Source organism: Gammaproteobacteria bacterium (assembly GCA_035501935.1).
Lineage (GTDB): Bacteria > Pseudomonadota > Gammaproteobacteria > JAJPIJ01 > JAJPIJ01 > JAJPIJ01.
In genome coordinates this window covers 66,255-87,537 of the sequence record DATJVC010000030.1, presented here as the reverse complement: position 1 = coordinate 87,537, position 21,283 = coordinate 66,255, and the positions used below count along the sequence as shown (strand labels likewise).

General features: G+C 59.7%; 14 protein-coding genes and 1 riboswitch. All 14 genes read left to right on the top strand.

Annotated features, from left to right (window positions below):
- Positions 1-39: 39 nt before the first annotated feature.
- Positions 40-118: riboswitch (S-adenosyl-L-homocysteine riboswitch) on the top strand.
- A gap of 26 nt (positions 119-144) precedes the next feature.
- The 14 genes from ahcY to VMH34_08095 all read left to right on the top strand — a co-directional run bounded on the left by ahcY (position 145) and on the right by VMH34_08095 (position 21,283).
- Positions 145-1,572 carry an adenosylhomocysteinase gene (gene ahcY, locus VMH34_08160; protein ID HTT08750.1) on the top strand — a complete coding sequence of 476 codons (1,428 nt, stop codon included), beginning with the start codon at positions 145-147 and terminating at the stop codon, positions 1,570-1,572.
- 22 nt (positions 1,573-1,594) lie between these two features.
- The gene (gene metF, locus VMH34_08155) at positions 1,595-2,482 is read left to right on the top strand and encodes a methylenetetrahydrofolate reductase [NAD(P)H] (GenBank protein HTT08749.1); all 888 of its coding nucleotides are present in this window, start codon (positions 1,595-1,597) and stop codon (positions 2,480-2,482) included.
- Between the two features lie 92 nt (positions 2,483-2,574).
- Positions 2,575-5,064, top strand: a complete 2,490-nt coding sequence (locus VMH34_08150) for an EAL domain-containing protein (GenBank protein ID HTT08748.1) — start codon at positions 2,575-2,577, stop codon at positions 5,062-5,064.
- 74 nt (positions 5,065-5,138) lie between these two features.
- Complete coding sequence (locus VMH34_08145) at positions 5,139-6,563, top strand: sigma-54 dependent transcriptional regulator (protein ID HTT08747.1); 1,425 nt, start codon at positions 5,139-5,141, stop codon at positions 6,561-6,563.
- Between the two features lie 19 nt (positions 6,564-6,582).
- Complete coding sequence (locus VMH34_08140; GenBank protein HTT08746.1) at positions 6,583-7,632, top strand: AAA family ATPase; 1,050 nt, start codon at positions 6,583-6,585, stop codon at positions 7,630-7,632.
- Between the two features lie 246 nt (positions 7,633-7,878).
- Complete coding sequence (gene mshL / locus VMH34_08135) at positions 7,879-9,534, top strand: pilus (MSHA type) biogenesis protein MshL (GenBank protein ID HTT08745.1); 1,656 nt, start codon at positions 7,879-7,881, stop codon at positions 9,532-9,534.
- 12 nt (positions 9,535-9,546) lie between these two features.
- Positions 9,547-11,325 carry a tetratricopeptide repeat protein gene (locus VMH34_08130; protein HTT08744.1) on the top strand — a complete coding sequence of 593 codons (1,779 nt, stop codon included), beginning with the start codon at positions 9,547-9,549 and terminating at the stop codon, positions 11,323-11,325.
- Between the two features lie 128 nt (positions 11,326-11,453).
- Positions 11,454-13,172, top strand: a complete 1,719-nt coding sequence (locus VMH34_08125; protein ID HTT08743.1) for an ATPase, T2SS/T4P/T4SS family — start codon at positions 11,454-11,456, stop codon at positions 13,170-13,172.
- A gap of 16 nt (positions 13,173-13,188) precedes the next feature.
- The gene (locus VMH34_08120) at positions 13,189-14,394 is read left to right on the top strand and encodes a type II secretion system F family protein (protein HTT08742.1); all 1,206 of its coding nucleotides are present in this window, start codon (positions 13,189-13,191) and stop codon (positions 14,392-14,394) included.
- Positions 14,366-16,078, top strand: coding sequence for a hypothetical protein (locus VMH34_08115; GenBank protein ID HTT08741.1), 1,713 nt, complete (start codon positions 14,366-14,368; stop codon positions 16,076-16,078). The genes VMH34_08120 and VMH34_08115 overlap by 29 nt, the downstream gene beginning before the upstream one ends.
- A gap of 3 nt (positions 16,079-16,081) precedes the next feature.
- A complete protein-coding gene (locus VMH34_08110; protein HTT08740.1) occupies positions 16,082-16,708 on the top strand; it encodes a hypothetical protein in 627 nt (208 codons plus the stop codon).
- Positions 16,709-16,718: 10 nt separating this feature from the next.
- A complete protein-coding gene (locus VMH34_08105) occupies positions 16,719-17,198 on the top strand; it encodes a hypothetical protein (protein ID HTT08739.1) in 480 nt (159 codons plus the stop codon).
- A 123-nt stretch (positions 17,199-17,321) separates the two neighbouring features.
- Positions 17,322-20,555, top strand: coding sequence for a hypothetical protein (locus VMH34_08100; protein ID HTT08738.1), 3,234 nt, complete (start codon positions 17,322-17,324; stop codon positions 20,553-20,555).
- Positions 20,556-20,557: 2 nt separating this feature from the next.
- Positions 20,558-21,283, top strand: a complete 726-nt coding sequence (locus VMH34_08095) for a prepilin-type N-terminal cleavage/methylation domain-containing protein (GenBank protein HTT08737.1) — start codon at positions 20,558-20,560, stop codon at positions 21,281-21,283.

The window sequence follows — 21,283 nt, the reverse complement described above, 5'->3', positions numbered from 1 at the left end:
GCTTTGCAGCAAGGCACGGCTGCGCTATGATTATATCGTCGGCTTGAGGAGCGTTGCAGCGTCGTTATCGACGTCAGGCTCAAGACGGCAGGTCCAAAGGCAACGGCGCTCGCAAACTTCTTGTTATAGAAAGGAGGGCGCGAGATGGGCGCCGCAAATCCGACTCCACGCAATACCGCTGCTCACAGCGACTTTTACGTCGCTGATTTGTCACTGGCCCCTTGGGGACGCAAGGAGATGGCCATCGCCGAGGGCGAAATGCCCGCCCTGATGGCCATCCGCGAGGAATACGCCGCGCAGAAACCGCTCAAGGGCGCGCGCATCGCGGGTTCCCTGCATATGACCATCCAAACGGCGGTGCTGATCGAAACCCTGAAGGCGCTGGGCGCGGAAGTGCGCTGGGCCTCGTGCAACATCTTTTCCACCCAGGATCACGCCGCCGCCGCGATAGCCACCGGCGGCACGCCGGTGTTCGCGCGCAAGGGCGAAACACTGGATGAATACTGGGACTACACCCACAGGATCTTCGAATTCGGCAAACTCGGGCCGAACATGATCCTGGACGACGGCGGCGATGCAACGCTGCTCATGCATCTCGGCGTCCGGGCGGAGAAGGATGCTTCGATACTCACCAAGCCGTCCAGTGACGAGGAGAAATCACTTTATGGCGCGATTAAGAAAAGACTGGCCTCCCAACCCGGCTGGTATTCGGCCATGGTCAGGGACATCCGGGGCGTGACCGAGGAGACCACGACCGGTGTGCACCGTTTGTACCAGATGCACAAGGAGGGGCGGCTGCTGTTCCCGGCCATCAACGTCAACGACTCCGTGACCAAATCGAAGTTCGACAACATCTACGGCTGCCGCGAGTCGCTGGTGGACGGCATCAAGCGCGCCACCGACGTGATGGTCGCCGGGAAGGTGACTGTGGTGGCGGGCTACGGCGAGGTGGGCAAGGGCAGCGCGCAGGCGTTGCGCGGTCTGCAGGCCCAGGTGTGGGTGACCGAGATTGATCCGATCTGTGCTTTGCAGGCGGCGATGGAGGGCTACAAGGTGGTGACGATGGACTGGGCCGCGGACAAGGCCGATCTCTTCGTCACCGCCACCGGCAACGTGAATGTCATCACGCATGCGCACATGGCGCGCATGAAGAACAATGCCATTGTCTGCAACATCGGCCACTTCGACAATGAGATCGACGTTGCTTCACTGAAAAAATATCAGTGGGAGAACATCAAACCGCAGGTCGATCACATCATCTTCCCCGACGGCAGGCGCATCATCCTGCTGGCCCAGGGCCGTTTGGTGAACCTCGGTTGCGCCACCGGTCATCCGAGTTATGTGATGAGTTCGTCTTTCGCGAACCAGGTGCTGGCGCAGATCGAACTCTACAACAACACCGACAGATATCCGGTCGGCGTGTACATCCTGCCCAAGCACCTCGACGAGAAGGTCGCGCGCTTGCAGTTGAAGAAGCTCGACGCGATGCTGACCGAGCTGACCGATGAACAGGCCAGATATATCGGCATACCCAAGGCCGGCCCCTACAAGTCGGAACATTACCGCTATTGAACCGGCTCGTTGCAAACGCACCATGAAATCGCAAGCCAGTTTCAGGCGGCTCTTCAGCTTTGAGTTTTTCCCGCCGCGGACGCCGGAGGCCGTCGGTAAATTGCAAACCACGCGTGATCGCCTGGCGAAGCTGAAACCTGATTTTTTCTCGGTGACCTTCGGTGCCGGCGGCAGCACCCGCGAACTGACCTTCGAAACGGTGCAGGAGATCCACAAGGTGACCGGTCTCGAGGCGGTGCCGCACGTCTCCTGTATCGGCACGCCGCTCACCACCATCCGCGAGGTACTCCAGCGCTACAAGGCGGCGGGTATCACCCACATCCTCGCCCTGCGCGGCGATCTGCCCTCCGGTACCGCCAACTACGGCGAACTGCGCTACGCCAACGAGTTGGTGGAATTCATCCGCAGGGAGACCGGCGGGGTGTTTCATATCGAGGTGGCGGCCTATCCGGAGGTGCATCCACAGGCTGTCTCGCAGCAGGACGACTTGAGGAACTTCAAGCGCAAGGTGGATGCCGGCGCGAACGCAGCCATCACGCAGTATTTCTACAACGCCGACGCCTACTTCCGTTTTGTCGAGGATTGTGAGCGACTTGGCATAAATATCCCCATTACGCCCGGCATCATGCCCATCATCAACTATACTCAATTGGTGCGATTCTCGGACGCTTGTGGCGCCGAAATCCCGCGCTGGATCATCAAACGCCTGCGCGATTTCGGCGATGATCGTACCGCCATCCGTGCCTTCGGCATCGACGTCACCACGCAGTTGTGCGCACGGCTCCTGGAACGGGGCGCGCCGGGATTGCACTTCTATACCATGAACCAGGCCGAGGCCTCCGAGACCGTCTGGAGGAACCTCGGCCTGGACGTACGTGAGGGCCGGCAAGCCGTTGCCGGGAAACGTTAATTCCAACCGAGGTCGTCAACCGGTTATAATAAAAAAATAATTATAAAGAAGGGGCAGCTGCGGATGTTTAAGTTGTTATAAGGAGCAGCGCCATGCAGCACAGCATTACCCCCGCGCCGGTGAACCTGCCGCGAACTACCGTATTGGTAGTGGAGAATGAGGCCATCATAGCGATGGATCTCAGACAGCAACTCGAGTCTCTCGGCTATCTCGTGATCGGTACGGTGGCGGAGGGCGAAGAGGCCATCACCCTGGTGCGCGAGAAAAAACCGTCGCTGGTGCTGATGGACATCCGGCTCGAGGGATCGATGGGTGGCAATGGAACGGCCATACAGATCAGCCGCGGATTCAACGTTCCGGTGGTGTTTCTCATCGCCCCCGGCGATCGCTCCGTTTCCCCGCCCACAGAAACCGGAATCATGCCCTACGGCCATCTCACCCGGCCCTTTCAGGCGAAGGAATTGCGCGCCGCCGTCGAGGTGGCGTTGTACAAATCACGGCTGGAACGGGAGTTGAGCGAATCCGAGCAGTGGTTTGCCGCCACCATGCGTTGCGCCGGCGAAGCCGTGATTGCGACCGATATCGAGGCGCGGATCATCTATCTGAATCCCGTGGCCGAGACACTGACCGGCTGGAAGGCGGAGGATGCGCGGGGCCGTGAGGTGGAGCAGGTGCTGCGTTTGAGCACGGGCACCGCGGGCGCACCCATCATGTCGCCATCGCGGCGGGCACTGCGCGAGAACACGGTGGTCGGCATCGAGCATGGGGCGCACCTGCTGAATCGCGATGGCGCGCCCGTACCGGTGGATTGCGCCGCCGCCCCGCTGCGCGGCGAGGACGGAAGACTGGCGGGCGCGGTGGTGGTGGCGCGCGAAGCCGGCGAGCGGTTGCGGCGCGAGGCGCGACTGCGCGACGATGAGGAGCGGGCGCGGCTGTTTTTCGAACTGGCGCCCTCCGGCATGGCGATGGTGGCGCTGGACGGCCGTTTTCTGCAGGCCAATGCCGCGCTGGCGACCATGCTTGGTTATGAATTGCACGAGTTGCAGACAAGAACGCACGCGGCGGTCAGCTACCCCGGCGATCTGCCGCAGGAGCAGGATCAGCTTCGTAATCTGCTGTCGAATCAAATACCGACGGCGCAGTTCGAGAAACGCTATCTGCACCGCGATGGCAAACAGATCATCTGGACGCTGGTCCATGTTTCCATTCTGCGCGAAGCCGGGCAGCCGGTGTGTTATCTGTATCAAATCCACAATATCAGCGATCGCAAAAAGGCCGAATATGAGCAGGCCCACCTCGTCTGCCATGATCCACTGACCGGTCTGGCCAACCGCGTCCAATTACGGGCGGACCTGGATCGCCTGCTTGCCCAAGCACGCCGCCACCGCCGCTTGCTGGCGGTGGTGTTTCTGGATCTCGATCATTTCAAGCAGGTCAATGACGATCTGGGTTTCGAAGCCGGTGATGAATTGTTGAAGACCGTGGCCGCCCGCCTCAAGGGGATGCTGCGGGACAGCGACTGCGTCGCGCGGCTGGGCGGAGATGAATTTGTGCTGGTGTTGCCGGACATGGACAACTTTCAGAATGTCATGCGCCTCATGGGCAAACTGCGCGCGGCGGTGAGCCGGCCGCTGGTTCTGGCCGGCAGGGAATTGATGGTGACGTTGAGCGCCGGAGTGAGCATCCATCCCGGGGATGGCGGGGATGCGCACACATTGCTGCGGAATGCCGATAACGCCCTCCACGTTGCCAAAGCCGCGGGCCGCAACCGAGTGCAGTTTTTCGGCGCCGAACTGGCGCAGCAAGCCGCCGACTGGCTGGATCAGGAAACGGCATTGCAACGTGCGTTGTATGGTAATGAACTGCTGCTGGAATATCAGCCCATCGTTAACATGGACGGCGGCCATATCGTCGCCTTTGAAGCATTGCTGCGCTGGCGTCGTAACGGAGAACTGGTTTTACCGCGGGATTTTCTGTCCATGGCCGAAGGGACGGGTCTGATCGTCGCCTTCGGAGAGTGGATGTTGCGCGAGGCCTGCAGCGCCGCCGTCGTCTGGATGGCACCGCTGCCCCTGCACATCAATTGGTCCGGGCCACAACTCAAGGAAGGCCGTTTGGCGGAGATGGTCGCCGCCGTGCTCAAGAAGACGGGTCTGCCCGCGGAACGGCTGTGTCTTGAACTGACCGAGAACCTCATTCTCGACAGCGATGAAAGGCAACTGGAACGATTGGCGCAATTGCGGATGCTGGGCGTGTCGGTGGCCATCGATGACTGCGGCAGCGGCCATTCCTCCCTGTCCCACCTCAAGCGCTACAAGCCGCAGACCCTCAATCTCGACATTCAATTCGTGCGCGACGTCGTCACCGACGCCAACACCACGGTCATTCTTGCAGCCACCGTGGCCATTGCCCACAAGCTTGGTTTCCAGGTGGTGGCCAAGGGCGTCGAGACCGCCGAGCAGGCATCGCGGCTGCGCGCCTGTGGTTGTGATTTGGGCCAGGGTTTCTACTACAGCCGTCCGGTCGCCGCTGCTGCGGTGGTGGATTTGATTCAAGCCGGTCGGCTGCCGCTCGGCGCGTAACAAAAATCCAAGGGGTGCTGAACCTCAGGTCGGTTGCCGGTGAGCATGGAACAGCGTATGTTTACCGACTGGTGATGAGCTCTCTGCAAACAGCTGATCGAGCCGCTGAGCGGCCCCTGCTCCTGCTTGTCGATGATGATCCGCTAATCATCGAATCCCTCCGCTTCGTTCTTGAAGACCGCTATCAAGTGCTGACCGCCGCCACGCGCGGCGAGGTCAGAAGCCTGCTGCGCCGATCTTCGCCCCCACCGTCGCTGGCGCTGGTTGATCTAGGTCTGCCGCCGGCGCCGCACGCGCCGGAGGAAGGCTTCGCGCTGGTGGAGGATCTACTGGCGTTCAACCGAAGGATGAAGATCCTAGTGCTGTCCGGCCAGAACGAGCGCGCCAACATCCGCCATGCGCTGACCTTGGGCGCGGTAGATTTCGTCCCCAAACCCTGCGATATCGGCCTGTTGAAATCGCGGCTGGAATACCAGCAGATGATGCTTGCCGCCGAACAGCCGGAGGAAACGCAACCCAGCCCCGCGCGCCTGCTCGGCGACAGTCCGGCCATGGGCACCCTGCGGGCACTCATCCGCCAGTTTGCCAAGACGCCCTTTCCGGTGCTGATTGAGGGTGAATCCGGCAGTGGCAAGGAGTTGGTTGCGCAGGCGATCCACGCGGAGAGCGATCGCTCGGAAGAAAAATTTTTGGCCATCAATTGCGCCGCCTTCACGCCGGAGTTGCTGGAGGCGCAGCTTTTCGGCCATGCCCGCGGCGCCTTTACCGGCGCCGAGTCCGCCAAGCCGGGGTTTTTCGAGCAAGCCCACGGGGGCACGTTATTTCTGGACGAAATCGGCGAGTTTCCCCTGAGCCTGCAACCCAAGCTGCTGCGCGTGCTGGAGAACGGCGAGTATTATCGCATCGGTGAAACCGAACCGCGCCGCACGGAGGCCCGCATCCTGGCCGCCACCAATCGCGATCTGCGCGAAGAGGTGCGCGCCGGCCGCTTCCGGCCCGATTTGTATCACCGCCTTGGCGTGCTGACCGTGCGTGTGCCGCCGCTGCGCGAGCGCGAAGGCGATGCGCTGAGCCTGTTTGAGATGTTTCGCACGCTGTACGCGGGCCGGATGCCATCATTTACGCTCACCAAGGAGGGCGCGGAACGGCTGCGCCGGTACGGTTTCCCCGGCAACGTGCGCGAACTGCGCAACATCGTCATCCGGTTGTCCGCCAAATACGCCAGCCGCAGCGTCGGCGCGTCGGAGATCGAGGCGGAACTGGAGACCGAGTGTATCCCGAACGCAGGGGATCAGAATGGCGGGATGGAGGCCGAGCAGGCACTTCAGCGCGCCGGTTTTATCCTCGAGGAAACCTTGGCAGAATGGGAACGACGCTACATCCAGGCGGCGCTGCGCTTGAGCGGCGGCAACATCAGCAAGGCGGCGCGACTGCTCGGTGTGAACCGCACACATCTCTACAGCCGGTTGCAGCGACTGGGGATTCACATCGGTAACTGACCGCGGCGGTGATAGCAAAATGTATTATAAATATTTCGGGCTCAGACAGGCGCCGTTCAAGATTACGCCGGATCCACGGCTGTTTTTCACCGGCGGCAATCGCGGCGCGACGCTGGATGCGCTGATCTATGCGATTACCAGCGGTGAGGGCATCGTCAAGGTGTTGGGCGAGGTCGGGAGCGGCAAGACCATGCTCTGCCGCATGCTGGAAGTGGAACTGCCCAGGAATGTCGAGATTGTCTATTTCGCCAATCCGCGGCTGGCCCCGGAACATGTCCTGCATGCCATTGCCTTTGAATTGAAATTACCAGTGGGCAGTGACGATGACCGGCTCAAGGTGTTGCAGGTGTTACAGGATTTCCTGCTACGCAAGCACGCCGACAACCGCCGGGTGGTGGTGTTCATCGAAGAGGCGCAAAGCATGCCGGTGGCCACACTGGAGGAAATCCGCCTGCTGACCAATCTCGAAACCAGCGAGGATAAACTGCTGCAAATCGTACTGTTCGGGCAGCCGGAACTGGATGAAACCCTGGCGCAGCACGAGATCCGCCAGTTGCGCGAGCGCATCACCTATCATTTTTACCTGGAGCCGTTCTCGGAGGAGGAAATCCGCGCCTACATCAACTCGCGTCTGCTGGCGAGCGGGTATCGCGCCGGCGAGCTTTTCACGCCGGCGGCCGTGCGTGCCATCGCCCGTCATTCGCGTGGCCTGCTCCGGCGCATCAACATCCTCGCCGACAAGGCCATGCTGGCGGCCTATGCGGAGAACGCCACCCGCATTGATCGCAAGCAAGTGCTGATCGCCGCGCGTGATAGCGAATATCACGTTGAACCCTCGACCCGATGGTGGCCGTGGGCGGTGGCTGCGGGTCTGCTGGTGGTGCTGGGTGCCGCGCTTTACGGGTGGTTGACGGATACGCCCTTCAGATTTCCGGAGCCGCCAGCCATGATGAAGAACCTCCCCGGGACAGTGCCTGGAAGTCTGGGGGCATCTCAACTGCAGGATGGACGTTCCACGGCCGGCAAGTATCTGGCGGGTTCGACAGGCGCGACACCGTCTGCAAACTAAACCCTGACCGGGGAGTAAAAACGCGGGTTGAATTTTTCCGCGTCCGGGCCTGAAGAATTACTACAACTAGTTGATAATGATTATTTAGTCAGATACGATGCTTAGAGATTCGCGTTGATAATCGCCTTTAACTCAGACGGCGGGCATAAGACCGTAGATAACAACCTGCGAGGGTGTGGTACGGGGGGAATGAAGCGTTATCTGATAATTATGCTCGCGGGGATGATGGGTGCATGCGCCCAACTGGTGACTGCGCCCCGCGATACCTCCACGGGCCACATCCAGGCCGAACCGGAAACGCCGGCCACGGCGACGCCCATCCCCAGTGTTGTTGAAAATCCGCCGGCATTGCCGGCACCGCAACCCACCGCCGAGCCCGAGCGCTACACCGTAGTCGTCAACGAAGTGCCGGTGAAAGAGCTGCTGTTCGCCGTCGCGCGCGATGCCGGCATGAACGTGGATGTCAATCCGGCGATCACCGGCGTGGTTACGCTCAATGCCGTGCAGCAGACGCTGCCGCAGATCCTGGAACGCATCGCCGAACAGGTAAACCTGCGTTATGAGATCAAGAGCGGCACCATCGTGATTACCCCCGACACACCGTACTTCCAGACCTACAAGGTCAATTTTGTCAACATGTCACGGGACACGACCAATACCGAGGCGGTCTCCACGCAGGTGACGGGCACCGGTGGCACCGATGTAGCGGCGGGAGGGACCGGCGGCGGCACGAGCGGCGGCAGTACCAGTGGCGGCGGCCAGAACAATTCCACCACCAGCGTCACCAGCACCTCCAACCAGCGTTTCTGGGCGACGCTGGTAAATAATATGATCGCAATTGTCGGAGAGACGCCAACCGCTACAAACTCGCCCGGCAGCGTGCCGATTTCAAAGTCCGTCATTCCCAATCCGGAAACCGGCGTGATTACCGTGCTGGCCAATTCCCGCCAGCAGGCCCAGATACAGAAGCTGCTTGATCAAGTGATGGCCAGCGCCGAACGGCAGGTGCTGGTCGAGGCCACCATCGTGGAAGTAACCCTGAATGATCGTTACACCGCCGGCATCAACTGGAGCAAAGTCGCGGGCTCACTCGGGTCGCAGTTCAAGATCAACGTAGCCTCCGCCGTGGCCGGCGGGGGGGCGGCGACCCCCTTCAATCCGGCGTCGTTGGGGCAGTTTTTCACCTTCAATTACAACGGAAATACTACCGATGTGACCTTGAGTCTGCTCAAGGAGTTTGGCGATGTAAAGGTGTTGTCGAGCCCCAAGTTGATGGTGCTTAACAACCAGACCGCGCTGCTCAAGGTGGTGGACAATCAGGTTTATTTCACCATCACGACGAACACGGTCGTTGCCGGGCAAACCGGGGCGCAAAACTCCACGTTCCAGACCAACATCCACACCGTCCCGGTCGGTCTCATCATGAGCGTCACGCCGCAGATCAACGAAAACAGCGCCGTCATGTTGAATGTCCGTCCCACAATCACGCGAATAAACGGATTTGTAGCCGACCCCAATCCGTCGCTGCAATTTGCGCCCAACGGAACACCGCTGGCCACTCCTATCTCGAATCAGATACCGGTGATCCAGACGCGGGAGATGGAATCGCTGCTGCGGGTCAACAGCGGTCAGACCGCGGTGCTGGGCGGATTGATGACCGACGACATTAGAGCCACGACGCAGGGTGTTCCCTGGTTGCAGGATATTTTCCCGTTTGGAGAATTGTTCAAACAGCGCGACAACAACTACGTGAAAAAAGAACTGGTCGTCTTCCTGCGACCCACGGTGATCAAAGACGCCAGCCTCAACGGCGATTTCAAGTCTTACAAGCCCTTCCTGAATCCCCCCTTTGACACCGGCGTTGTCAAACCGCCCGAGCAGACCGGCAATCCCGCACCGTGAGGTCTTGAGTCTATGAGCCTGCTCATGGAGGCGCTGAAAAAGGCGGAAGCGGAAAAAAAGAAGGCCGCCTTCGAACAGCAAAACCTGCAAACGCAGCGGACCGGCGAACATGCCGCTGCTTCGAGCGCCGGTCGCGCCACACCGGGCGAGGCGCCCGTGCCGCCGCACACCGGCACGTTCGACACCAGCCGCTTGAGTCTGGAGCCCATAGAGCGGACACCCTCCCCCCAACCTTTGCCACCCGCCGCTTCGTCCGCGGCGCAGGAGGAAGCCGACCGCTTTATCGCGCCCTCTCCGAGCGAAGAGGTCATGCCCGGCCGGGGCGATGAGATCGATCTGGCGGCGGAGGAGCAATACGACTACGGTGAGCCCATCAGCCTCACGGAACCGCCCACCGCGCTGTCCGAGACCCATCCCGCTCCATTCGAGCAGACATCGGTGCTGATGGAGCCGCCATCGTCGGTGTCATCCGCTGAAGCGGCAACCGCCGAGATGGGCGTCGATGATGGCGATGCCGCGGGACTCCCGCAGGCATCGGGGCGCGCGAATCTGTTGAGGGATACGCCCGTGACCGCGCAAGCGGTCTTTGCCCGTCCCTCGCGCCGCCGTTCGCCGATCGGCATGATTGCCGCGTTGATGGTGGTGACCATAACCATTGCCGCGGGTTATTTCTGGGTCCGGTACCAGATGACGGTACCCGCGGTGCGCCAGTTGCCCGCCTCCGCGATCACGGGTCTCGCACACGGACCGCCAACACTTCCGGAAGTGCAGCCCCAGGGGAATCTGGAACAGGCCGGCGCGCTTGCGCCGCCCGCGGCGGAGCAAGCTCCGTCCTCCAACACTGAATCCACGTCCCCCTCTCCACCGCCAGAGACCGCCGTCGAAAATCAGATGGCAGCCAACCCGCCCACGCCGACCGAGAACGCCGCGCCGATGCCCGAGGAAAAAAAGGAAACCGCAGAGGCGCCCGCCCCCCAAACGGAACAAGCGCCCGTGGCGGCGGATATCGCGAAGAGTCAGCCGTTGGAGAAATCCGTCGCGGGAACGCCACCCCGGGAGAAACGATCGCAGGAAAAACCGACCAGGGCAAAACCATCCAAATCAAAAGGGCAAGTCACCGCCGCCGATCAGAACCAGGCCACCGCCTCGATGTATGACGTCTCACCGGGCGAGATCAAGATCAGTACGGTGCGCGGCGGCAAGGCCGTCAATCCGAAAATTCAAGAGGCCTATGGCGCCTACCAGGCCGCGGACTACTGGCGCGCCGAACAACTCTACCGCGAGGTGCTGGACAAGCAGCCGGATCAACGCGATGCCCTGCTGGGCCTGGCGGCGATCCAGCAACGGCGCGGCGATCGCGCCGGAGCGGCGGAAGTGTACGGCCGGCTGTTGCATCTGGACCCCAACGATGCCTACGCACAGGCGGCATGGACCGCGCTGCGCCGCGAGCAGCCGACCATTGCCGATGAAAGCGATCTCAAGCTGTTGCTCCAGCAGGATCCCCACGCCGCCAACGTGCATTATCTCCTGGGCAACGTCTACGCCCGCGAGGGGCGCTGGCCGGAGGCACAGCAGGCTTATTTTGACGCCTATAAACAGGATTCCAGCAACACCGATTACGTATACAATCTGGCGGTGAGTCTGGACCACCTGGGTGAGCGGAAAACAGCGCTCAATTACTACAGAATGGCGCTGGATTTGGCCGGCAAACGGCCGGTCAACTTTGCCACGGACCAGGTCCTGGGCCGCATCCAGGCCCTGTCCGATGCCGGCGGCGGAGGCCCACCGTGAATGATCAGGAGCCTGGCTAGAACTCATCTCAAGAATCCCCGTGAGATGCGTTGCATCACCAAGACACGGTTGCCGTGCGAGGGCCGGAGCCATCATGCAATTGCAATCATGCTATCGGATGCGCGTGAATGGCTGATCTGAACCCCAAGCAACAGCCCACGCTGCGCATCGGTGAACTGCTGGTGGAGAAGGGCGTGGTCAGCCACGACCAGATCCGCATCGCCCTCACCGAGCAGAAAAAGCAGAAGGAACACCTCGGCAAGATTCTCGTACGCCTCGGGTTCGCCACCGAAGCCGTCATCCTCGACGTGCTCGGCGGCGCGCTGGGCCAGCAAAGCGTCGATCTGGAAAAAGTGGTGGCCGACAACGAGGCCATCAAGCTGCTGCCCAAGGATGCCGCCCGCCGTTTCCGCGTCCTGCCGCTGACCTATGACATGAACCGCAACCGCCTGTCCGTGGCCATGGCGGACACCTTCAACGTCGTGGTGCTGGATCAACTCGCCGCCCTGCTCGGCGGCGACGTCGAGATCGTGCCGGTGCTGGCCATCGACACGGAGATCGACAAGGCCATCGAACGCTTCTACGGTTATGAGTTGTCGGTCGACGGCATCCTGCAGGAGATCGAGACCGGCGAGATCGACTATGCCAGCCTGGAGATGGACAGCGGCGAGTACAGCCAGCCGGTGGTGCGGCTGGTCAACGCCCTGCTCGGCGACGCGGTCAAACGCGGCGCCTCCGACATCCATTTCGAACCGGAGGAGGGCTTCCTGCGCTTCCGCTACCGTATCGACGGCGTGCTGCGTCAGATCCGCAGCCTGCACAAGAATTACTGGCCGGCGATCGCCGTGCGGCTCAAGGTCATGTCGGGGATGGATATCGCCGAGATGCGGGCGCCGCAGGACGGGCGCATCTCGCTGTCGCTGATGGGCCACCCCATCGACTTCCGCGTGGCCACGCTGCCGACCGTGCACGGCGAGAACATCGTGCTGCGCATCCTGGATCGGCAGAAAGGCATCGTCGCGCTGGATCAACTCGGTCTGGAGGAGGACGTGCTCAACAACCTGCGGCTCATGGTGGCGCGACCGGAGGGCATTCTGCTGGTGACCGGACCGACGGGATCGGGCAAGACCACCACGCTGTACTCGGTGCTCAATCACCTGAACACCGAGGACGTCAACATCATGACCCTGGAAGATCCGGTGGAATACCCCATGAGCCGCATACGCCAGACGGCGATCAGCGACAACGTGCGCCTGGACTTCGCCGGCGGCATCCGCGCCATCCTGCGCCAGGACCCGGACATCATCCTGATCGGTGAAATCCGCGACGAAGAGACCGCCACCATGGCCTTCCGCGCCGCCATGACCGGCCACCAGGTCTTCTCCACCCTGCACACCAATTCCGCGCTCGGCGCGGTTTCGCGCCTCATCGACATCGGCATCCGCCCTGAAATCATGGCCGGCAACATCATCGGCGTCATCGCCCAGCGCCTCGTGCGCAAGCTGTGCCCGCAGTGCAAGGAGGCCTACGAGCCGAGCGATCTGGAGCGCAAGCTGCTGAACATCAAGCTGACACCGGGGCCGCAGGTGATCTACCGGGCCAAGGGTTGCGTGCATTGCGACAACCAGGGGTACAAGGGCCGCACCGCGCTCATGGAACTGCTCAAGTTCGATCGCGACATCGACGAGGCCATCGCGCGCGCCGCCACCCTCAAGGATTTGAACACGCTGGCGCTGTCCAAGGACTTCAAGACGCTGGCCGACATGGCCATCCGCCGCGTCAACGAGGGCGTTACCAGCATCGATGAGGTCTCGCGCGTCGTGGATTTGACGGAGCGGCTGATTTGAGGCCGGCATCCCGCTGATGGAAATGTATCGCTACAAGGCCGTCACCACGCAGGGCCGCGTCATGCACGGCAACCTGGACGCGGTCAATGTCGGTGATTTGGAACTCCGTTTGAGCCGCATGGGGATGGAGCTGGTCAACTACCGCGAAATGAAGACGCGCGGCAAGAGCGTATCGGGACGCGGCATCAAGCGCGTCGATTTGATCAATTTCTGTTTTCATCTGGAGCAATTGGTGCGCGCCGGCGTGCCCATCTTGGAGGGGCTGGCCGATCTGCGCGACAGCATGGAAAGCCGCAGGCTGCGCGAGATCTGTTCGGCCATGGTCGAATCCATCCAGGGCGGCAAGAACCTGTCGCAGGCCATGAACGATTTTCCGCACGCCTTCAATAACGTGTTCGTCAATTTGATCCGGGTCGGCGAGGAATCCGGCCAGCTGCCTGAAGTCTTGCGGCAGATGACCGAAAATCTCAAATGGGCCGACGAGCAGGCCGCGCACACCAAGAAACTGTTCATGTATCCAGCCTTCGTCTTCGTCGTGGTGACCGCCGTGCTGTTTTTCCTGATGATTTACCTGGTGCCGCAACTGCTGCAGTTCATAAAGAACATGGGGCAGCAACTGCCGCTGCACACCCGCATACTGGTCGTCGTTTCGAATATTTTCGTGAAATACTGGTATCTGATCCTGGGGCTGCCCACCGCATTGGTGATTGGCGTGCTGGTGGGGATACGCACCAGTCCCCCCTTTCGCGCCAGGGTCGACGGCTGGCTTCTGAACGTGCCGATCATCGGTCCGATCCTGAAGAAAACAATTCTGGCCCGCTTTGCCAATTATTTCGCCTTGATGTATACCTCCGGCGTCACCGTGCTGGATTGCATTCGCATCTGCGCCGATATCGTCGGTAACAAGGCGGTCGAGGCGGCCATTCAGGATGCCGGGCGGCGGATCGCCGACGGCGCCGGGATCGCCGTGAGCTTCTCCGCCTCCGGTCTGTTCCCGCCGCTGGTATTGCGCATGCTGCGCGTGGGGGAGAACACCGGGGCGCTGGATGCGGCGCTGGTCAACGTGGGTTATTTTTACAGCCGCGATGTCAGGGAATCCATCGCCAAGCTGCAAACGCTGATCGAGCCGGCCATGACCGTCATCATGGGCGGACTGCTCGCGTGGGTCATGATTTCCGTGCTGGGACCGATTTATGACCTCATCACCAAAATCAAGGTTTGAATTCTTCGACCGCCGGGCCCTGGTCATCAGCGGTGACCGGGCCTCGATCTATGACTGGCAGGGTGGAACATTGGGCGATGCCCGACATTTCGATTTGTCGGTCTTGAAACAGAAAACCTTTGAAAGAAACAAGGCAGCCGCGGCAACGGCGGGCGATATCGACATCAGCAGCGAACCGGCCCTGTCGGAATTGGAGCAATATTTCCAGGCGGACCCGGACGTGCCGCTCTATCTGCTGGCGGATGTGGTCGAGGAGGAATTCCGGCAGGATACCATCCCGCACATTTCCGGCGGCGACCGCCGCGCCCTGATCGAGAGACGGGTGGGGCGGCTGTTCCGCGGCACGCCGTATTATTACACCCTGACGCAGGGCCGCGAGACCGAGGGTCGTCGAGATGACAACATTCTTTTGTGCGCCCTGACCCAGCCGGAGTTTTTCAATCCCCTGCTGCACGTACTGGCGCGGAGCAAGGTGCCGCTGGCCGGTGTCTATTCGTTGCCGATGCTGAGCCGCCTGCTGCTCACAAAGATCGGCGCCCGTACTCCCAACGTGCTTCTGGTCAGTCTGCACAGCGCCAGTGGCCTGCGGCAGACCTTTTTCAAAGATCAGCAATTCAAATTCAGCCGCCAGGTCAAGCTCCCGAGACTGGGCACGGCGCCCTATGGTCCCTATGTGACCGGCGAGGTCGAAAAGATACGCCGTTATCTGAACGGCATGCGACTGACCTCGCGCGACGCGCCCCTGTCGGTATATATCCTGACCGGTGGGGCCCTGACCGCCGAGCTCGAGTCGAGCTGCGTGGATTCAGATCAGGTTCGTTATCAACTCATCGACATCGGGGCGGCCGCGCACAAGATTGGCATCGCCGGACATGTGGAGAGCCCATACAGCGATCTCCTGTTCGTGCAGTTGCTGCTCTCGCAACGCCCCAAGAATCACTACGCGCCGCGCCCGGCCATGCACTACTACGATCTCCACAGGACGCGGAGCGCGCTGCAGGTGGCGGCGCTGTTGCTGCTCTTGGGCAGCACGCTGTGGAGCGGTTTTCAGTTTTTCGAGGGAATCACGCTGAGTCAGGAAGCGGAGGATTTGAGCCGCAAGGCCGATTATTACAACGCCCGTTATCTGCAGGCGCGTGAACGCATACCCCAAACGGCGGTGGATGCCTACGGCATGAAAACCGCCGTGGACATCGCTGATAGCCTGATGCGCCACAAGGCCGTCCCGACGCCCATACTGTCCATTATCAGTTATGCCTTGGAACCCTATCCGGATTTGCAGGTGGATAAAATCGATTGGACCGCGAGCGTGGATCCGAAGGCCTCGGTTTCAGGCCCGAGCCAAACCGCGACAACGCCATCCACCGCCGCACCCACGCCTGCGCGGGCCGTTCCAGCGCCCACGCCGCCAACCACGGCGCCGGCGGCCTACGCCTATTACCACATCGCCGAGGTCAGCGGCCACATCAGCCCTTTCGACGGCGATTACCAGCGCGCTTTGGGGCGTGTGAATGGATTCAGCGGCATTTTGAAAACGCAACCTTCGGTCTATGAAGTACAGGTGGTTACAGAACCGCTGGACGTGAGCTCCAGCGCCAACCTTCACGGCAGTGTCAGCACGGAGGCCAGGCCACAGGAAGCCCACTTCAACGTGCGCGTGGTGCTGGGTATGAAGGGTACTTGAGTCATGGCGGATAAAAACAGCAGATTTGACTGGGCGTACCTCCGCGGCGCGTTCGTCGTGCTGTTCGTATGCACGGTGTTGAGCGGCGGCATGCTGACGGGGGGGTATTATTTCCGGGCGCGCATGGGGCAGACCAATCAGACTGCACACCACCGTTTTAGTGACGTCAGCCGGCGCTATCTGTCCGTCGATGATGAGGAAAAAACCTTCCGGAAGCAGCAGCCGAAGTTCGTGGCGCTGCAACGGCGCGGCATCGTGGGCCAGGAAAACCGGCTGAGCTGGTTGGAGACACTGCGCGAAGCCAGCAAGGTAATTGAACTGCCCCAGTTAAATTACCAGCTAGCCGCGCAGACACCATACACCCCGCCCTATGCGCTGAACACCGGCGCCTTCCAGATCTTCAGCAGTACCATGAAACTGGAACTGGGCCTGCTGCATGAAGGGGATTTTTTTGACTTGCTTGATGCATTGGACAAAAAGGCGGTGGGACTGTACAGCGTCGGCAGGTGCAGTTTCCTGCGCACCGAACCCGTGATCAAACTGCAGGTCAACACGAAAAACATCAGCGCCAGTTGTGAATTGCAGTGGTACACCATAAACCTGCCGGGCACCGGCATCGTGATGCAGTGAGGAGCTGAACATGTCCCCGCGCCTCATGCTGTTGCAAATGTCGGTGCTGTGCGTGGCGTTCTCTGCGGCTGGCCCGGTGTCCGCGGATCCGCTGGGGCGACTGTTCACCACCCCCGCTGAACGCGAGGAATTGCAACGCCTGCGCACCGCGCCGCCGGTGGTGGCAAAGCCCGGGCCGCCGCCGGCGCCGGTCGCCGAAGCGCCGGCCCCGCCGCCGGAAGTCCCACCGGTGACGGTCAATGGGGTCGTGGTTCGGTCGCATGGCGAAGGCACCGCCTGGGTCAACGGCAAGAACACCTATGACGGGGACTTGAGTGCCGATCATGTCGCGGTCGACACCCGCGGCCTGCGTGGCGCACGGGTGACCGTCGAGACGCCCGGCCACTTGCCAGACGTCGGACTGAAGCCCGGCCAGACCTACCACCCGGAAACCGGCCAGATCACCGATCTATACAACACCCCGGAAAATACCGTCCCCGCTCACCCCTGAGTGGAGGTTGAGTATCGGGTAACCTGTAGAAGCCTTTGTGCCGGTGAGCCGCAGATGGTTTGAGCGGCCCGCCATCCGGGGCCTGATTGCGGTCAAGAAACGGAAGCCTGTTAAACTTGTGCCATGCCAGGGAGTTATCGACGATTATCCGGCGGTCTGAAAACACCGATACATCAGCGCGGTGTCGCCCTGCTGCTCGTCATGTTGCTCATAGTTTCCCTCTCTTCGTTTGTTTTCCTGAAAAAACTCAACCAGCAAACCCAGACCGCCTACCGCGACGAAATCTCTACTGCTTCTCTCGCGCGCGCCAAGGAAGCTTTGCTGGGTTTCGCCGCAGCCTACCCAGAAATGGTCAACAACCCGCCGGCCGATACAGGACCGGGCTATCTGCCATGTCCCGACAAGCCTGCGGATGACACGAATCCCGCCAAGATAGGCGTATCGACGTCATCCTGTGCCATTTCGACCGGCAGTAGTTTGGGGCGGCTGCCCTTCCGCACGTTGGGCGTGACTGATCTTCGCGATAGCAGCGGCGAACGTTTATGGTATGTGGTCTCTGATAACTTCAGATATAACCCGCAGACGAAACCACTGAATTCAGAAACACCGGGCGATCTGTCCGTCGACGGGCAAAACGACATCGTTGCCGTGATATTCGCGCCGGGACCACCATTGCCGGGGCAGAACCGATCAGCCGATCCGACACAGCCCGCCTATATCGACGTCACGGCCTATCTCGATGGCGAGAACAATAACGGCGGAAAGCTGTTTACCGCTGTTCAATCAGATACGATGAATGATCGCCTTGTGACCATTACACGCCAGGAATTGATGGCGCGGGTTGAGCAGCGTATTCTGAATCAGACTGCTTTAGCATTGAAGAGTTACAAGACATCCAATCCTGGCGGGCGTTATCCATGGCTGGCGCCATACGCCGATCCCAAGGCGTTTACACTCAACCTGACCAGTACGGCCACCGCAGGCAGTACCAGCTTGCAATTACAGGACAGCGCAACGGATTTCACCGATTGGGGCGTGGCGGCGGGCGATGTGGTGCGTGATCTGACGGACGGTTCCATCGGCACGGTGACTGGTACTCCATCGGCAAATAGCCTTAATGTCAGCAGCCTCCAAGGCGGCGCAGCGAATAGTTTCAATGTGAATGATACGTATCAGATCATGGTAAAGGGTATACCTGCCCGCTTGCGCGGTACCGCTACTGGTGGCACAAGCAATTTCACCTTGGAGGATACGACCAAGGACTTCGCAGAAATCGGAATTGGCATCGGTGATGTGGTGGATGATCGTACCGACGGTTCATCGGGTGTCATCACCAATGTGTCTGGCATGCAGTTCACCGTGCAAAACATGGCGGGTGGAGTGAACAATAGATTTGCCACCGGCGATGTTTACCAGATCCGCAGTGCCTATGGCACCGTGACAGCCACTGACGGAACATTCACCGATGACACCAAGACTTTCGATAACAGCAACCGTGGACTTCAAATCGCCGCCAACGACATCATCGAGGATCTGAATAGCAATACAGCCGGAACAATCACCGGCGTTACCAACGCCAGTAAACTGGCGGCCAACATTACAGCGACTTTGGACGACACCTATCGCATACCGCGCTACAACGGCTCGCCGTTGAACGCAGTTACGGAAGGACTGCTGCCATTTCATGAGGTGGGCGAGCCATTCCGCACAGGCTTTACTTTCAACTGGACGCTGAATCCCTCCGTCAATATCACAGTCACGCCCCCGCCGGCCTCACCATCACCGCTGGTATACAGCACGTATGTCACCAATTTTGCGGAATCCTCGGCAGTATCAGGGGCGATAACAACGGCTATTACCGACAACGCCTACTGTTATTGGACACAACCCACGGAAGCTGATTGTCACGGGATTTACAATACTCCTTTCATTTTTGGAGTTGCGGCCAGCGGCAGTAATAATTTCACATTGATTGATAGCAGCCGGAATTTCACTGATTGGGGTATGCGTGTCGGTGATCGCGTCTTCAATTTGTCAGATCCTAGTGCTGCCCCTCTGTTGTCTGGAACGGCGACAGCGGGAAGCACTGGACTAACACTTGAGGATACGAGCAAAAATTTTATAGCCAGCGTGATCCCAAATGAATATTTCGTACGAGATCAAACTTCCGGCTCAATCGGCCAGGTTATTGCAGTAACCACTACAACAATAACCGTATCCTCTCTATTCGGTGGTGTAGCAAGAAATAACTTTCAGAATAACGATACTTACCAGGTTTTTAAGACAAGTGATGTAGCTGCAGGCGTAGTAAGCAGCGCTGGCGCGGGGGCCTTATCAACGTTTGATTTGAACAATGGCGTGAAAAATACTTTCGACAGTGGCGACATCTATAAAGCGGAAGTGCCGACACAGCTGATAACAGGGACAGTTGTATCTGCGGTTGCACAAACAATCATTACTGCGCCGCCCGTCGCAGCATCGGTGAATGATGTTATAGAGAATGTCTCTGTTAGTCCAAATTCTTATGCGCTTATTACCGCAGTTGATTCCACCAGCATACCAGGCTCCACGATCATTACTCACGAACCACTGCAGGACGGTGTAGGTGGGACAACTGTGTTTAACCCCGCCGGAGGTGATAATTTTCAAATAAGATCCGGCTGGGTTGATCATCGTACCTATGAATTCAATTACCGGCATCGTGGGACGCTGGCAGTGGGCAGCAGTTCCGGGGAGCGGGTGCGTAATCTGACCACTATTGATCCCAGCCAAATCGCGCAGAACAGTGCTACACCAGTGATTCGCATACGTGACTACGATATATCCAATATTTTGCTCGCGGATAATGGCACGTTCAACCCGGACGGCACGCATAACACAGTGACGGTTGCCTTGACGGGGCAGCCCGCTCTTGCCACTGATAGTTTGGCCAGCATGCAGACCAGCAATATCCGCTATGAATTGCGTGAAGACCCGAGCGAGCTGCCCACGTGGTTCACCGCCAATCGCTGGCAACGGTTAGTTTATGTTGCGGTTGCGAGCGGGTTCGCGCCAAGCGGCGGCGGCACCTGTACCGTAAATGCACTACCGTTGTTACCTGTAGGCACGCCTCTGCCTGCCGCGAATTGCCTGGGTATTCGCGATAGTACAGATCAAAATAATTCCGACAAACAGCGAGGCGATGTACAGGCGCTGGTCGTTACCACAGGAGCGCCGTTGAGCGCTCAAGATCGTACACAAAGTGGGATGAACTCCTATTTGGAATTCGAAAACAATACCAGCGGCGATCACGTCTTTGAAAAGCAGCCTGTCAGCACAACCACATTCAACGATCAGATTCGCGTGGTCGCGCCGTGATCATGAATCATAAAAGCAAAGGTTTCACCCTCATCGAACTGGCGGTGGTATTGTTGGTCGTCAGCTTGTTATTGGGCGGCTTATTAGTGCCGCTGTCGACACAAATGAGTCAACGCAATATACAAACTACTCAGGCGCAATTGGATGAAATCCGCGAAGCTTTGCTGGGTTTCGCGGTCGTGAATGGCTATTTACCGTGCCCAACAAATACTACCGATCCCACCAGCCCTAATTATGGCCAGGAGGATGTCCGCGTAGCCGGCGCTTGTCCTTCAGCGTCTGGCATTTTGCCGTGGAAAACGCTCGGCGTGTCGGAATACGATGCTTGGGGCATCGGTAGAAATGCGGCTGCGGATCCTTGGACAGGCTACTTTCGTTATCGCGTGCAACTGATTTTCAGTAATAGTATTACGCACATTGCCATGAACAGTGATCCAACTGCTGGTGGGACGTTATCAGTGCAGGATGCGGCGGGGAACGTCCTCACCTCCAATACTGAACCGCCGGTGGCCATCGTATATTCGACCGGGCCGGGTGATGCTGATGGAGACGCCAACAATCTGCGTGCAGACGGTGCAAACGAAACCAACGATCCCGACAATCCAGCTCCTACGGCGAGCACTGTGTATCAAGGTGGCTTGCCAACCGCAACATTTGACGACCTGACAACCTGGATTTCGCGTCCGCTGCTCTACAATCGGCTAATCGCTGCTGGCCGCATTCCCTGA